This is a genomic window from Sulfuricurvum sp., assembly GCF_023250475.1.
Classification (GTDB): Bacteria; Campylobacterota; Campylobacteria; order Campylobacterales; family Sulfurimonadaceae; genus Sulfuricurvum.
In genome coordinates, this window is the sequence record NZ_JAHFAQ010000051.1 from 1 (window position 1) to 14,431 (window position 14,431).

Annotated in this window: 15 protein-coding genes and 1 pseudogene; 6 read left to right on the forward strand and 10 right to left on the reverse strand. The window is 44.8% G+C overall.

Features of this window, described 5'->3' with window-relative positions:
- Window positions 1–369, reverse strand: a pseudogene (locus Q0C19_RS06290) (UDP-glucose 6-dehydrogenase); the annotation flags it as partial.
- A gap of 88 nt (window positions 370–457) precedes the next feature.
- On the opposite strand from Q0C19_RS06290, the gene Q0C19_RS06295 reads away from it, so the two are divergent.
- The 3 genes from Q0C19_RS06295 to Q0C19_RS06305 all read left to right on the forward strand — a co-directional run bounded on the left by Q0C19_RS06295 (window position 458) and on the right by Q0C19_RS06305 (window position 3,995).
- Window positions 458–1,183, forward strand: a complete 726-nt coding sequence (locus Q0C19_RS06295; protein ID WP_295054024.1) for a hypothetical protein — start codon at window positions 458–460, stop codon at window positions 1,181–1,183.
- Window positions 1,184–1,290: 107 nt separating this feature from the next.
- Window positions 1,291–3,225, forward strand: coding sequence for an LTA synthase family protein (locus Q0C19_RS06300; protein ID WP_295054027.1), 1,935 nt, complete (start codon window positions 1,291–1,293; stop codon window positions 3,223–3,225).
- Window positions 3,213–3,995 (forward strand): lipopolysaccharide kinase InaA family protein, encoded by a 783-nt coding sequence (locus tag Q0C19_RS06305; protein ID WP_295054030.1) that lies wholly within the window; start codon window positions 3,213–3,215, stop codon window positions 3,993–3,995. Before Q0C19_RS06300 ends, Q0C19_RS06305 begins: the two co-directional genes overlap by 13 nt.
- Here the strand turns inward: Q0C19_RS06305 and Q0C19_RS06310 are convergent.
- On the reverse strand, window positions 3,955–4,926 hold the full coding sequence (locus Q0C19_RS06310; protein WP_295054032.1) for a glycosyltransferase family 9 protein: 972 nt from the start codon (window positions 4,924–4,926) through the stop codon (window positions 3,955–3,957). The two genes, Q0C19_RS06305 and Q0C19_RS06310, sit on opposite strands and share 41 nt — an antisense overlap.
- Before the next feature lie 66 nt (window positions 4,927–4,992).
- On the opposite strand from Q0C19_RS06310, the gene Q0C19_RS06315 reads away from it, so the two are divergent.
- On the forward strand, window positions 4,993–6,159 hold the full coding sequence (locus Q0C19_RS06315; RefSeq protein WP_295054034.1) for a glycosyl hydrolase: 1,167 nt from the start codon (window positions 4,993–4,995) through the stop codon (window positions 6,157–6,159).
- Between the two features lie 2 nt (window positions 6,160–6,161).
- Window positions 6,162–7,124 (forward strand): lipopolysaccharide heptosyltransferase II, encoded by a 963-nt coding sequence (waaF, locus tag Q0C19_RS06320; RefSeq protein ID WP_295054037.1) that lies wholly within the window; start codon window positions 6,162–6,164, stop codon window positions 7,122–7,124.
- On the opposite strand, the gene Q0C19_RS06325 is transcribed toward waaF, so the two are convergent.
- From Q0C19_RS06325 to rfaD, 3 genes are read right to left on the reverse strand one after another with little or no spacing between them, the layout of a single operon-like run.
- A complete protein-coding gene (locus Q0C19_RS06325) occupies window positions 7,113–7,700 on the reverse strand; it encodes a YfaZ family outer membrane protein (RefSeq protein ID WP_295054039.1) in 588 nt (195 codons plus the stop codon). The genes waaF and Q0C19_RS06325 overlap by 12 nt on opposite strands.
- A complete protein-coding gene (gene rfaE1, locus Q0C19_RS06330; RefSeq protein ID WP_295054041.1) occupies window positions 7,694–9,127 on the reverse strand; it encodes a D-glycero-beta-D-manno-heptose-7-phosphate kinase in 1,434 nt (477 codons plus the stop codon). Before rfaE1 ends, Q0C19_RS06325 begins: the two co-directional genes overlap by 7 nt.
- Entirely contained in the window at window positions 9,124–10,134 is a 1,011-nt protein-coding gene (rfaD, locus tag Q0C19_RS06335) for an ADP-glyceromanno-heptose 6-epimerase (protein WP_295054044.1), read from the reverse strand. The genes rfaE1 and rfaD overlap by 4 nt, the downstream gene beginning before the upstream one ends.
- 123 nt (window positions 10,135–10,257) lie before the next feature.
- On the opposite strand from rfaD, the gene Q0C19_RS06340 reads away from it, so the two are divergent.
- Window positions 10,258–10,554: a c-type cytochrome gene (locus Q0C19_RS06340; RefSeq protein ID WP_295054046.1), complete on the forward strand. Its 297-nt coding sequence runs from the start codon at window positions 10,258–10,260 to the stop codon at window positions 10,552–10,554.
- Between the two features lie 39 nt (window positions 10,555–10,593).
- On the opposite strand, the gene ccoS is transcribed toward Q0C19_RS06340, so the two are convergent.
- The 5 genes from ccoS to Q0C19_RS06365 all read right to left on the reverse strand — a co-directional run.
- Window positions 10,594–10,797, reverse strand: coding sequence for a cbb3-type cytochrome oxidase assembly protein CcoS (gene ccoS / locus Q0C19_RS06345; RefSeq protein ID WP_295054049.1), 204 nt, complete (start codon window positions 10,795–10,797; stop codon window positions 10,594–10,596).
- A gap of 12 nt (window positions 10,798–10,809) precedes the next feature.
- The gene (locus Q0C19_RS06350; protein WP_295054052.1) at window positions 10,810–13,203 is read right to left on the reverse strand and encodes a heavy metal translocating P-type ATPase; all 2,394 of its coding nucleotides are present in this window, start codon (window positions 13,201–13,203) and stop codon (window positions 10,810–10,812) included.
- On the reverse strand, window positions 13,196–13,675 hold the full coding sequence (locus Q0C19_RS06355) for an asparaginase domain-containing protein (RefSeq protein ID WP_295054054.1): 480 nt from the start codon (window positions 13,673–13,675) through the stop codon (window positions 13,196–13,198). Before Q0C19_RS06355 ends, Q0C19_RS06350 begins: the two co-directional genes overlap by 8 nt.
- The gene (gene gmhB / locus Q0C19_RS06360) at window positions 13,675–14,178 is read right to left on the reverse strand and encodes a D-glycero-beta-D-manno-heptose 1,7-bisphosphate 7-phosphatase (RefSeq protein ID WP_295054057.1); all 504 of its coding nucleotides are present in this window, start codon (window positions 14,176–14,178) and stop codon (window positions 13,675–13,677) included. Before gmhB ends, Q0C19_RS06355 begins: the two co-directional genes overlap by 1 nt.
- Window positions 14,171–14,431: SIS domain-containing protein (locus Q0C19_RS06365; RefSeq protein WP_295054060.1), on the reverse strand; the 261-nt coding region annotated here is incomplete at its 5' end. The genes Q0C19_RS06365 and gmhB, both read right to left, overlap by 8 nt.

Genomic DNA, 14,431 nt, shown 5'->3' on the forward strand with positions numbered 1-14,431 from the left:
CGGAACGGTTGATTTATCGACGATGACCATATAGCTTTGCATATGTTGTCCGATACTTTTGGCGACGGCAAGAACATACTGCAAATCGGCGCTTCCATCTTCTCCCATCGGAGTACCGACGGCAATAAACGCAATACCGGTAGTGGCAATGGCCTTTTGGATATCAACCGTGAATTTGAGCGTCCCTTTGGCATAATTTTCCAATACCATATCTTCTAACCCCGGTTCATAAATAGGGATAATCCCCTGAATGAGTTTATCAATTTTCCCCTGATCAATATCGACACAGGTGACACTGTTCCCCATTTGTGCAAAACATGTGCCGCTTACTAATCCGACGTACCCGGTGCCGATGACTGATATTTTCATAAAAATTTCCTTTTATAGGTTAAAAACAAGGTCTCATTTTATCGAATCATTGTTATAAATTCACTTAGTTAGAATAAAAGTAAAACAAATGAAAAGTATAATTTTACCCTTAATAGCACTTATTTTAGCCGGATGCAGTACAGCTCAGTTCGATAACGGATGGGAGAAAACCAAAGAAGCTTCGTACAATGCCGCAACCGATTACGTCACGTGGGTTCCCGCCGCAGTATCCGTTGCCCTTTATGCAACCGATTATGACAAAGATATTACAAACTATTTCAGAGATCACCATTGGATCGGCGGCGAAGAGGATGATGAGTTTTACAGAGCCATTAACCACTACGAAACGTTATCAACGGCATTTTTGATCGATGATCCGGATTATGAACAAAAGGGGAAACGTGCTCTAGTCGAATTTACAGGTTTAGAAGCGACGAAACAAACCTCAACCTTTCTTGAAAAAAACATCCATAAAAAATCTCCTGACGGAACGAATAACGGCTCTATAGGCTCACACCATGCTCTGGATCATTTTGCCAGTTCGGCAATGAACAGACGCAATGTTGAACAAATGGACATACAGGAGTGGGGCAAATATACCTTAAATACGATCAGCTACACGTCTGCTTCCGCAAGTGCCCTCAGCCGAGTCCAAGATGGAGGGCACTCTTTTGCTGATCAGTTGGTAAGTGCCTCGATAGGAAATTTCATGGGACTCTTTCTCCATGATCTATTTATGCTTGATGCCACAACAAATATAGCGCTATCGCTAAACGACAGCGAAGCGAAAGTGCATATAGGATTTCGTTACTAACCCTCCGAAATAGAGACCCTCTTTATCAAAGGTTTGATGAGAAAATGATACAATATTTCCTTTATTAGCTTAGTTCCATCTCGTTATAGAATAATCAAGGATATTTATTGAAATTTTACTCCCGCTATACTCAAATAACCACTGCCCTTGCAATCAGCCTTATCGCTATGATGATTCCTAGAATCGCTTTGTGGAAGATGTATTCCGAAGACTTTTCGGATTTAACTTTTTTTGAATTAATCGGCTCTTTTATCATGGGTTTCAGAGTAGATATCATTACTCTCTTTACCTTCTTATCCCTTATTATCCTTTTGCTTGTATTCCCCGTCCGATGGGTTCATAAACGCCGTTTTCGTATCGGGATGGGGCTGCTTTGGAGTACACTGCTGAGTACCATTCTTCTTATCTCTTTCAGCGATGTCCTGTATTATGATTTTATCCATCGTCATATCTCCAATGAACTTTTTGCTCTGGCAAACGATACCAATATTATCGTGGAAATGGCTTTCGGTTCGTATCTTTTTTATACGATCGGCGCTTCAATCTTTTTCGTCATCTTGTCTATTCTCTTTTACAAAATTTTCAGCGCTCCGCTCCAACATGAAAAGGTAAGTGCCAAAAGCTGGCTGGGGCTGATTGTCATCATCCTGATCCTGTTCATAGGGATTCGCAACTCATTCAGTCACAAATCGTTCGGTTTGTCCGATGCCTATGCCGTCAATAAGGTGAGTTCGGGGAATCTGGCTTTAAACGGCTTCTTCTGTGTTTATCGTACGGCCTCTTCCAAAAAGGGGGGGCATCACCAACTCGCCGACTTAAACGAATCCACTCTTGTGACACAAAGTCTTTTGCAAAGTGACAATGCCCGCTTTGAGAGTAAAGATATACCGCTCTCCCGCGCCTTTAAGTCCAAACCGAAACCTCACTACAATATTGTGATTGTTCTACTGGAATCATGGGGTGCGGAGCATATCGACGGATTTACCCGATATAAAGAGCTCAATGTAACCCCTTATTTCAAAAAACTGAGCAATGAGAGTCTTAAATTTACCAATTTTTACGCGAACGGATACCGTTCTATTTACGGTATAACGTCGGTTTACACCGGTGTTACTCTCCCCGGAGGATTTGATTATCTCGGAAGCGGATTAGAACTATCAAATCTCAGCTATCTTGGAAAAATAGCCAAAGGAAACGGCTACAAAACGATCGCGATGCAAGGTTCAAACCGCCGTTCATACCGAGTGGATGCGGTTAGCCAGCTGGCAGGCTTTGATGAGTATTACGGTGCCGAAGATATGCCGAATGTCGAAACTGTCGATGCGGGGCGTGCACCGAAAACAGGAACGTACGATTACAACATGTTTAACTTCCTGCATCAAAAACTGAACGGTGAGAAGGAGCCTTTTATCGCATTTACCTTTACGTCGACCAACCATAGTGACTTTCACCTCCCTTCTAAAAAATTTGAGCGTTATCCGCCTGATTTGAGAAATTACAACGGATCGTTAAATACCTATATCTATGCGGACAATGCGATAGAGCGCTTTATGGAAAGTGTCAAAAAGGAACCGTGGTTTGATAATACGATTTTTATTTTTACAGCCGACCACGGAACAGGAGATGCGCTTTGTCCTATCGGTAAAGCACTTCGTCCCAACGATAAACCTTTGCCTTCCGTTGAGCATTTTAGAATACCTCTCGTAATCTACGCACCGAAAATTTTTAAACCTCAGGAGATTAAAACCCTTGGTTCTCAAAACGATATTTTCCCTTCAATTCTTGACTTATTAGGCTTTCAACAGTCCTTTAGCGCAATGGGAAATTCCCTCTTCGATTCATCCGTAAAAAATCGCTTTGTTTACTTTTACTCAGGTGATTTGATCGGTTATATCGGTAAAGAGGGATATATTAAATACAATTTCAAAACGGTTGTCGAAAGCAATGCAACGCAACAGGAGACACAAAAACTGCAAAAAGAACTTTTTGCGGTCGACACTGCCGAAGCAGGTTTGCTAAAGAAAAATAAATGGGCGCACTAAACATGATCATAAAAAGCGAATTTCAACCTCAATACGCCCATTTAAGCCCCTATTTTGAAGAGATAAAAACTATCTTTGCAAACGATACGCAAACCATCCATAAAGCACGTAACGAACTCAAAATCATTTCGTTGGATGAAGAGAAAATGGTGGTTAAATCCTTTCAAATTCCCCATCTGCTTAATCGCATCGTCTATTCATTTTTTCGTAAAAGCAAAGCCTACAAATCGTACCATAACGCACTTCATTTAACGAATCTTGAAATATCAACGCCGACACCGGTTTCCTATGTAGAGTTTTACAGTGCCAATCTACTGAAAAACAGTTATTTTATAAGTCTCTACAACCCTTATGATTTTACGATTCGCGAAGCGCTTCACCATAAATGTGACGATTATTCCGATGTTTTACGTCAGTTTGCCGCCTATACCTATGATTTACACCAAAAAGGGGTATGGCATTTAGACTATTCTCCCGGCAATATTCTGGTACAACGGATGGAAGAAGGGTATCGGTTTTCCATCGTCGATATTAATCGGATGGCATTTCGGGAAATCACCCCTTTTGAGGGGTGCGAAAATTTTAATAAACTCTGGGCAAGGGATGAAGATATCGAAATTATGGGGCGCGAATACGCCCGTTTAAGCGGCTTGGATGAAACTGTCGCAATTAGTGAAATGAAACGTCATAATAACGCCAATAAACGAGTCAAGAATTTTAAAAAAAGACTCAAGAAAGTGCTGAGAGGCGATTTTTCAGATCCTGCTTAACGCTCTCCAACATCGCACTTCTCCCCTGCGGGTTGAGCGGAATCATAAAATGGTGCTGTTTCTCTCCGATGCTTTTCCAGCGGGAAGCAGAGGCAAATAGGGTATCGGCGAAGAACGTAAAGGTCTCGCACCCTACCGCACTTGCCAAATGATAGGTTCCCGTCGAGGTACTTATAAACAGTTTAAAACTGCTCAAAAGCTTTGCGAAATCGACGACGCTTCCAAGTGAACGATACATTACCACCCTGCTCTCCCCCAGCAGCCCTTTAGCCTCTTCATAAAGTTTTTCCTCGTCGGGACCGAACGTCATAACGACATCGATGTTGTCAAAACTCTCGGCAATGCAGACCAATTCGATGTATTCATTGATCGTCCAGTTGGCATCGGATGATCCGCCGAAACCCGGATGAAATGCCACAACGGGCTTAGTAATACCGTATGTGCTACAAAATTCACGGTACACCTTCTCAGCCCCTTCATACCGCAATAGCGGCTTCGGGAAATCTAGGCTGATGTCTGAAAAGAGTGCTTTTGTCAATTCTAGATTGTATTCAAACTCCGCCATTTTAACCTCACTGCGGCGCTGCGTGATTCGACGATTGTAAAAAATTTGGGCGATTTTGGTAGCGGGGGCGATACGGATGGGGATACGGGCGATCCATTGTGCCAACGCCACACGGGTATTGGAGAACAGAGTAATCGAAGCATTGATTTTCGCCTCTTTTATTTTAAACGCCAATGCGAAGATATCATCACTCTTATCGACAATCACCTCATCGATAAAATCACATGATTCCGCCAGTTTGGCGTTCAAAGGGGCGACAAGAGCGATGATACGGTTGGAGGGATTATGGTGCTTAAGGACATACAATGCCGGAAGCGCCGTAATAAAATCCCCAAGCTTATCGTTACGTACCACCAATATGTTCATACTGTCTCCTCGTTCTTACCCCTCTATTTTACCTGATTGAAGGTAAGAAAACGGTACAATTGCCGAATGAAAGCACCGTTTGCCTGGGACCATTATTCCGATCAGCCCGCTATTATCAAAGATAAAGCGCTCAAGCGTGCCATGCGCCGCGATGCACTCCCCTCACTAATCAAAACTTTTTTGATCGCCCTTATAACCCTCCCTCTTGCATTTTTACTAATGCCGTTTATAGGACGACGTACTATTAGCGGAGAAGATTTTTTCGGTATCGGTGTCAATCTGGATAAAGAACCCAACACTACCCCCTATCTGCTCGATGAACTGAACATCAAAAAGCTCCTTATCCGTATCCCGCTGTGGGAAGTGGATCGATTGCATGAGTATGTCACCTTTATCCGCTCATTGAACGCAAAACATATCACCGTCGCGTTATTGCAAGATCGTGAACATATCACATCCCCATCTTTGTCCAAAGACCATTTTACGCAAATTTTCGAAGCATTGAATGGTCTATGCGATACCTATATCATAGGTTCCACAATCAACCGCGCCAAGTGGGGATTTTTCAGTGTCAATGAATATCTGGACTTTTATGCCGTTGCCTATGGACTAAAAAAAAGCCGTTTTCCCCATCTGAAATTTATCGGCTCCAACGTCATCGATTTTGAATTTCACTTCACAGCTCATACGCTCTTCAATCTGGCACGTATACGTTTTGACGCAATAGGAAGCCTCCTCTATGTTGACCGTCGAGGTGAACCTGAGAATACTCAGATGGGCTTGAACCTCCTGGACAAAATCAATCTCTTATATTCTCTAATCCGACTGAGTCCGAAAACTGCGAATGAGCTAATCATTACCGAAACCAACTGGCCGATACAAAATACCACTCCCTACGCTCCGACCAGTGAGTTTGAGTGCGTAAGCGAAGAGGAGTATGCCTCTTTTATGGTTCGTTATTATCTCCTCGCTTTTGCTTCTCAAAAAGTAAACTGCGTCTACTGGCATCAGCTTATAGCTCCGGGATACGGATTAATCGACAACCGTGAAGGTATCCGTAAACGAAGCGCATTTGAATCCTACAAAACAATGCTCACCCACTTGAGTGATGCACGATTTGTCCGTTTTTCTCACCGCTCAGACGAATATCTGCTGATATGTTCCACCTCCAGAGGTGAATTGCACATCACGTGGAATCTCGACTCTGCACCGATATATACCTATAAGGCTTAATCGTGAAAATACTTGTCATACTTCCCAACTGGCTCGGCGATGCAGTAATGGCTACCCCTGCACTCGAAGCACTTTGTGCTATCTATCCCGATGCCGAACTCACATTGGTCGGCTCCTATGTCAGCATTGAAGCGCTCAAATATCACCCTCAATGCAAACATCATTATGTCGATGAGACGAAAAAACGGGGAAATCGTTTTGCCAATACCTACCGATTTGCCAAGAAGCTTGGTCGCCATGATATGGCAATTACCTTTCGTAATCAGCTCCACTCTTCACTGCTGCTCTATTGGAGCGGTACTCCTGTGAGCGCCGGACGCCGCAGCTGGCATTCATCAATGCTCCTCACCCACAGTATCAAACCCACTCATCCTTCCCATCTGGTAGAACAGTATCGCGATATTGCCCAAAGTCTCACCTCTGAAGGGCTCATACTCGGAAATTTAAAACTTTATATCCCGCCGCACCGCTACTCCCGCCCGATGCTCGGAATCAATCCCGGAGCAACCTACGGAAGTGCCAAACGGTGGTATCCAGAAAAATTTGCCGAAGTGGCTCGTGCCTACAGTAATCGCTATGAAATCATCCTTTTTGGAGGACCGAATGAAGTGGGGATGGCAAACGATATTGAATCACGGCTCAAAGGGGTCAATGTCACCAATCTCGCCGGAAAAACATCGATTCAGGAGCTGTGCAGTTTTATCGGCGGACTGAATCTCTTTATCACAAACGACAGCGGTCCGATGCACGTTGCAGCAGCCTATCAGGTACCGACCGTCGCCATCTTCGGTCCGACACGCTTCACGGAAACGTCCCAATGGCACAATGAAAAAAGTATTATCGTAAGACATGAGATGAAGTGTGCTCCGTGTATGAAGCGAGAATGCCCTCTCGGGCATCACGAGTGTATGAAAAGTATTGAAGCAGAAGAAGTAATTGAAGCGGTAAAAAACTTAAAAGTCTAATCTCATTCCAAAATACCAGGCATCGTTGTAGGTAACATTACGTGTTTTCAAGTCAGTATCGATCGTACGGTATCCGACTCCTATACGTGCATTCTGGATAGGTTCAATATCCAACCCGATACGAGTCTCCGTATAGCTGTCCCCTTGTTTAAAACAAAGTGCTGATGGAGCATAATAAAAAGCGCCGTTAAGATAAAATGGAAACGGGGTATGTAGCGGCAGCTGCAACTCCGCTTCAATGCCCAAAGGAACCGCCGCATAACCGGCACCGTCAATTTTGGTAAATTCCCCTTTCATCCCGAGACCTAACTTTAATCCGGGAACTCCGCGTACCGGCTGCATCACCATGAATGAGACTTCCATTAACGGATCGGGATCGGCAATTGTTTTACTGTTATTGTTATCCCCGTTTAAAAAACGGGCTCCGATATAGGCATTACTCATGGCACTCCCCATACGCCCCATATCGAGACGTATTTCTCCGCCCACCTCTTTGTCATTTGTATTAAGGCTCACCTGATGCGCCGCAAATACAGATGTTCCCATTAAAAGTGTCAAAATTATTTTTTTTAGCATGTGGTTCCTTCGTTAATTCGTGCTATGGTAGCCGTCGTACTTTTGCCCTCTACAAATTGCACCAGTCGCAATTCACTAGCAAATTCCGCTCCAACGACACTTTTGCCTTCGTAATCGCCCCCTTTGACCAAAATATCGGGAGCAATATTTTTGATCAATTCATGCGGTGTCTCTTCGCTGAACACAACGACATAATCGACCGATTCAAGCGCAGCTAAAATGTAAGCACGATCTCCCTCTGGATTGACGGGGCGAGTAGGCCCTTTAAGCTCTCTCACTGAGCTATCGGAATTCAGACCGACGATCAATACATCGCCGTAACTTTTTGCCTCTTGAAGATATTTAACATGGCCGACATGGAGGATATCAAAACAGCCGTTTGTGAAAACAATCTTTTTCCCCTCATTTTTAAGGCGCTCAGCAAGGGTATATATCTCTTCTTTGGCTTTGATATGCATATCCGAAGTACTTTGGTGCAAACTCGATTCATATTCCTCGATCTCCCCCAGCGTTACGGTCGCCGATCCGATCTTCCCGACAACAACGGCTGCGGCATGGTTGGCAAACGGTGCCGCTTCATCAATGCTCAATCCGCACGACAGTGCAAAAGAAAGGGACGCAATCACCGTATCTCCCGCACCCGTTACGTCAAAGACTTCTTTGGCTACCGTCGGAAAACGGCGCATCGAGTCATCAAAAATAGCGATACCGTCTTCGGAGAGGGTTATCATCGAGCACTCTAGATCACACGTCTCTTTGAGACTCAATAGCGCTTTTTCAAGACTCGATTCATCACTAATCACGATCCCCGTCGCTTCAGACGCCTCTTTTTTATTGGGAGTCAGGAGATAGGCACCACGATATTTGCGGTAATCTTTCCCTTTCGGATCGACGAGTACTTTTTTCCCTGCCTCTTTCGCTAGGGCAATTATCCCCCCTGCAACCGCATCGGTCAGAACCCCTTTGCCGTAATCGGAAAGGATAATAATATCGCACGCAGAAACTATCTCTTTCACATAGGAGAGGATTGCCTCTTCACTCGATTTATCTATGGCATTTTTTGATTCTTTGTCGTAACGGAGAATTTGCTGATTTGACGCGATAATCCGGCTTTTTTTTGAGGTTTTACGTCCGCTCTGGCAAATAAGTCCGTCACTGCTTACGCTGATGGCACGGAGCATTTTACGGAGTTCTTCCCCGTTTTCATCATCACCCATCACCCCGCTTATACTTACCCGCGCGCCCAACGTCACCAGATTGTTGATAACGTTCCCAGCCCCGCCGAGAACGGTTGTCTCGCGGCTAATATCGACCACCTGTACCGGAGCTTCAGGGGAGATCCGCTCACATCCGCCCCACAAATAATGGTCGATCATCAAATCCCCGATAACGAGGATATGAGGATGGGCGTTATGAAGCGCTCTCATGAGCGTTCCTGTTCGAATAATCGTTTGATTTCAGGCACGTACGCCGCAATCCCCTCTTCAAATTCAAAACGGGGTGCATAGCCAAGCACAGACTGCGTCGAGCTGATGTCGGCTTCGGTATGAAACTGATACCGTCCCACGTAAGGATTGGGAATGTATTCGCACGAGTACGATGTTCCCAGCTCACGTTGAAGGATATCGACCATCGACTGAAATGAGCGTGCTTTCCCGGTACCGACGTTAAATACACCGTTTTCTTTTGGGTGCATCGCGAGGATGTTGGCCTGAATAATATCCTCGATATAGATGAAATCCCGCAAGATTTTGTCGGAATTTTCAAAGAGCTTCGGATTTTTTCCCGCCAGAAGCTGATGGCCAAACTGAACCACCATCGAAGATGTCTTATTCTTGAAAAACTCTCTCGGTCCGTAAACATTGAAATAACGCAATCCTACAATGCTGATATGATCATGCTTTTGAGCGTATTGATGCGCCAGATGGTCCATCATCAATTTTGAAAATCCATAAACATTTTGGGGAGCTTCCACTCCGACACGCTGAGGAGAAGGGGCATCTCCGTACGTGGCACCGGATGAGGCATAGATCATATTGGCCCCGTGCGCTACGGCCATGTCGAGAAGATCTTTAAATGCATTAACGTTTGTACGGATCATTAAATCCTGTTCCAGTGCCGTCGTATCGGATATTGCCGCTTCGTGAAAAATATAATCGAATTTATACTCATGTGAAAGTTTTGCCAACAAAGCCTGATCGTTGATATCGCCGCTGATCACTTCACCGCGAAACCCGAGAAGATTTTTAAAATGGCCGAAACTTTTGAGATTGCCGTTGGAGAGAGTCAGATTTGACCGAAACAGATCGAGAACTACTATCTGGGCGTCAGGATAATGCTCTTGAAAATAAAATGCCAGATTAGAACCGATAAAACCGGCTCCCCCTGTAATCAAAATGGTCTTTTGGTTCAAATTAACATCACTGTAACGCATAAAATGTCCTTCATAAAGGTAGTATCATATTGTAACAAACTCTACATTAAAGGTTAAACAGTTAGAGTGATTTAAGATAGATAGGACTATAATAGCGGCGAAAATTTTTATTGGAGAAAACAAATGAAAAAAATTGCTCTTGCAATGTTGTTCGCCGGTGTGTCTTTGATGGCTGCCGATGGTAAAGCCCTAACTGCTAAATGTGCTGCCTGTCATGGTGCTTCTTTCGAAAAAGCGGCTCTTGGAAAATCAGGAATCGTTAAAGGTCAAACAGCTGCTGTTATCGAAACTTCTTTGAAAGCATATAAAGCTGGTACTCAAAACAAAGCTGGAATGGGTGCATTGATGAAAGGTCAAGTTGCTTCTATGTCAGATGCTGATATCAAAGCAGTTGCTACTTACGTAGCGGGTATTAAATAATACCTCGCTCACCGCACCCGCGGTGAGTCACTCTCTCGTTTATTCCGGTTTATACTCTTCTTTTTTACGCTGCTGATTAGCCGCATCGTTCAACTCACGCTCATCGTCATACTGTACTTGATTCATCATTTTGGTCTCATCGTCAAACTGTCCGTTTTTGATTCCCCACAAAAATGCGCTCAAAGCAATAGCGCCTAAAAAAAGTGATGCACCCAGCATCATTGCGATTACCCAAGAATCCATATTTTTCCCTTATTATTTATAGAGCCATCGTACACGCATCGAATTACCGACTACGAGCAGTGAACTAAACGACATCGAAATTGCCGCAATCAGAGGAATAATATACCCCATCATAGCCAACGGTATCGTAATGGAGTTGTACACTAATGAAATGGCAAGATTCTGCTTAATGAGCCCATATGTTTTACGGCTTATTCCGAACGCTTCGGCTAATGACGTCAGCGAATCATTCATCAATACCACATCACTCACTTCAATCGCAATATCGCTTCCGTTACCCATTGCGATAGCAATATCCGCACACGCAAGAGCCAAAAGATCATTAACGCCATCCCCTGCCATAACGACAATATGCCCCTCATTGTGCGCTGACTCAATAAATGCCGCTTTTCCCTCAGGGGTTAGATGGGCATACACTTCCTCAATACCGACCTCTGAAGCGACTCTCAGTGCCGCCGCCTCATGATCTCCCGTGAGCATTACAACACGAAGACTCGATCCTTTCAATGCCGCAATCGACTCAAATGCCCTCTCTTTAGGAAGGTCACGCAGCTCGTAAGTCGCAACCAGCCTATTATCGACCGCATAATAAAAAAGGCTTTTATCGCTTGATGCATCGACGTGAATCCCAAGTTCCTGCATCAACATCGCATTCCCTCCGGCGATCATCCCGCCGTTGTACCGTCCTACCATACCGCGGGCAGGAATTTCGCGCGTCTCTTCAATGCTGAAGGAATCGATACCCTCTTCGGTACGTTCCAAATATTCCATAACGCCTCGACTGATCGGGTGTTTGGACGAAGAAACAAGCGTATGCAAAGCGCCGATTTCAAAGGGGCTATGAATGGTTGCATAGACGACTTCCGGTCGCCCTTGGGTAATCGTCCCCGTTTTATCAAGCACCACCATAGTAGCCTTTGCCATCGTTTCAATCTGTGCCGCCGATTTAAAAAGAATTCCCCGCTTGGCTCCGAGTGCCAATCCGACCAAAGTCGCTACGGGAGTCGCAAGGGCGAGCGCGCACGGACACGCGATGATGATTACCGAAATACCGACCATGAGTGAACGATCAAAACTGTGCGGCAAAAAATACCATCCCCAAAACGTTCCGATCGCCAAAAACAAAATCGTGGAAGAGAAATGCTGCGACAATCGGTTAGCCAACTGTTCAATCGACGGCTTTTGCGCCATCGCGTTCTCTAAAAGATTAACAAGATTGGAAAGGGTCGAATGGGCGAAATCTTTGGTTGCCCGATAATGGATCAGCGCATCGATACTCGTCGTTCCGCTGATGATACGGTCGCCGATGCGTTTAAAAATCGGTTCGGATTCTCCCGTGAGATTGGACTCGTCAAAACTCCCCTCCCCTGAAATCACCTCTCCGTCAATTGCGGATCGTTCTCCGCTGCGGATCACGATCACATCGCCCTCTTTGACCTCATTGACATCAACGGAGCGGATCGATTCCCCCTCCACAATACTCACTTCACGCGGAATATGTTTTCCGATAATATCGAGGGTATCAGCGGCATTTTTACGGCTGAGCACTTCGAGAAACTTTCCGAACAGGACAAACGTGATAATCATCGCTACCGAATCGAAATAAGCTTCCCCTTTTTCCAATACGGTAATATAAATAGAGTAGAGATAGGCAAGACTTGATCCCGTAACCACAAGCAAATCCATCGTAACGGCTTTATTTTTCAAGCCGTAATACGCCCCTCTGTAAAAAACCCATCCGCTGTAAAAAAGTACCGGCGTAGCCAGTACCCATTCGGCAACATTGAGAATTGTTTTGATCTCTTGGGTAATTCCGGTGAAATATCCGGCATATTGGGCAACGGCGATCCACATCATATTCATCGTCGCAAACGTCGCGACCGCCATCCGAAGATAATATTCTTTACGCTCTTTGTTGGCACGTACCTCTTGAAGCGATGCATCGTAAGGAAAAGCGTTATAGCCGATGGCACGAATCATATCGATAATAGACGAAAGATTAACCGTTAACGGATCCCATGTAATTCGGGCTTTATTGTTCGTGTAATTGATATGGGCTTCGATGACACCCTCCATCTTATGGAGTGCTTTTTCATTCAGCCATACGCATGCCGCACAGTGTATCCCCTCAATAATCAGTGAAACTTGATTGAGTCCCTCTTTGCTCAAAGTGACAAAACGTTCATGAAAAGCGGGAGTATCAAAATTGGAACTTGCTTCGTAGGTTTCAGTCGGCGGAGAGAGGGTCGTGTCTCCCATTTTGCTGTAAAAACTCTCCAACCCTTCATCTTTCAGAAGATGAAAAATCCCGCGACATCCGTTACAGCAAAATCGGTACTCTCCGTCGTGAATCATCACCGAATCGTCAAATTCCAGATGGCAGTGATCGCATTTGACTTTAGACATGTTCGAACTTCCCTGCACACTTATTTTTTTTAACCTGTTTAAAACTGCCCATAACACCTTGCATCACAATATGAATGCCCGAATCAACATTTCGGGCATAGCCGATTGCCATGGAAAGATTGGCCGTCGCTTCGATCGGGCTAAGGCTAAAAGGGACCATCGCTCCCGTAAAAACAATAACTTTATCCAAAGCTAACGTATTCAGATATTCGGCACTTAAATCCATCGTATCGGTACCGTGAATCACAATAATGATTTTTTCATCCGAGTGCTTGATCGTTTGAGCCAACAAAGAGCGGTCATTGTCATCCATCTCCAATGAGTCTTTATAGACAATCCCCTCCACCGAAATCGGTACGACAAAAGATTCAAGGATCGTATCGACGGCTTGATTATCGTTGGGAACAAAAAGTTCCCCTTTGATCGGATCATACCGTTTGTTAAAAGTGCCGCCCGTATTGATAATAAGCATTAAAGCAACTCCCGCAGCGAGTGGATAATTTTATTGGCTTTTGAGGTAACTGCGCCGGTAGAGAGGAGAATATTCATCCCGACCCCTGCTTTGAGCGAAGCTTCGATATCACGCTCATTATCACCGATCATAACAGAGTGCTCCATATCCAGGTTATACTCTTTTTGAGCCGATAGAAACATCCCCGGTTCTGGTTTACGGCATTCACATGCACCGTCAATATTCTCGTGATGAGGGCAGTGATAGATATGGGTGATCGTAATCCCGAGTGCTTTGAAATGCTCTATCATCCATCGGCTTAAAAGGGCAAAATCCTCTTCGGTGTAATAGCCGCGAGATATTCCCGACTGATTGGTGACAATGATGATCAGATACCCCTGATCCTGATAGGTTCGGCACACCTCGATGATTCCCTCAAGTAGCTCAAAATCTTCAATCTTATGAAGATAGTTTTTCTCGACATTCACAACGCCGTCACGGTCGAGAAAGAGCGCTTTACGCAACACCGCCTCCGAAAAGCTCTTTTTCGATAATGTCACAAAGGATATGTCCGATCAAAATATGAGACTCTTGGATGCGCGCTGTGGTGTTGGATGGAATGATGATCGCATAATCGGCCATTGCCGCCATCTTGCCCCCCTCACGCCCGACAAGGGCGACCGTAGTCACTCCCCGATCTTTTGCCGACTCGAATGCATTGATAATATTTTGGGAGTTCCCCGACGTCGAGATTCCGATAAAAAGATCCCCCTCCTG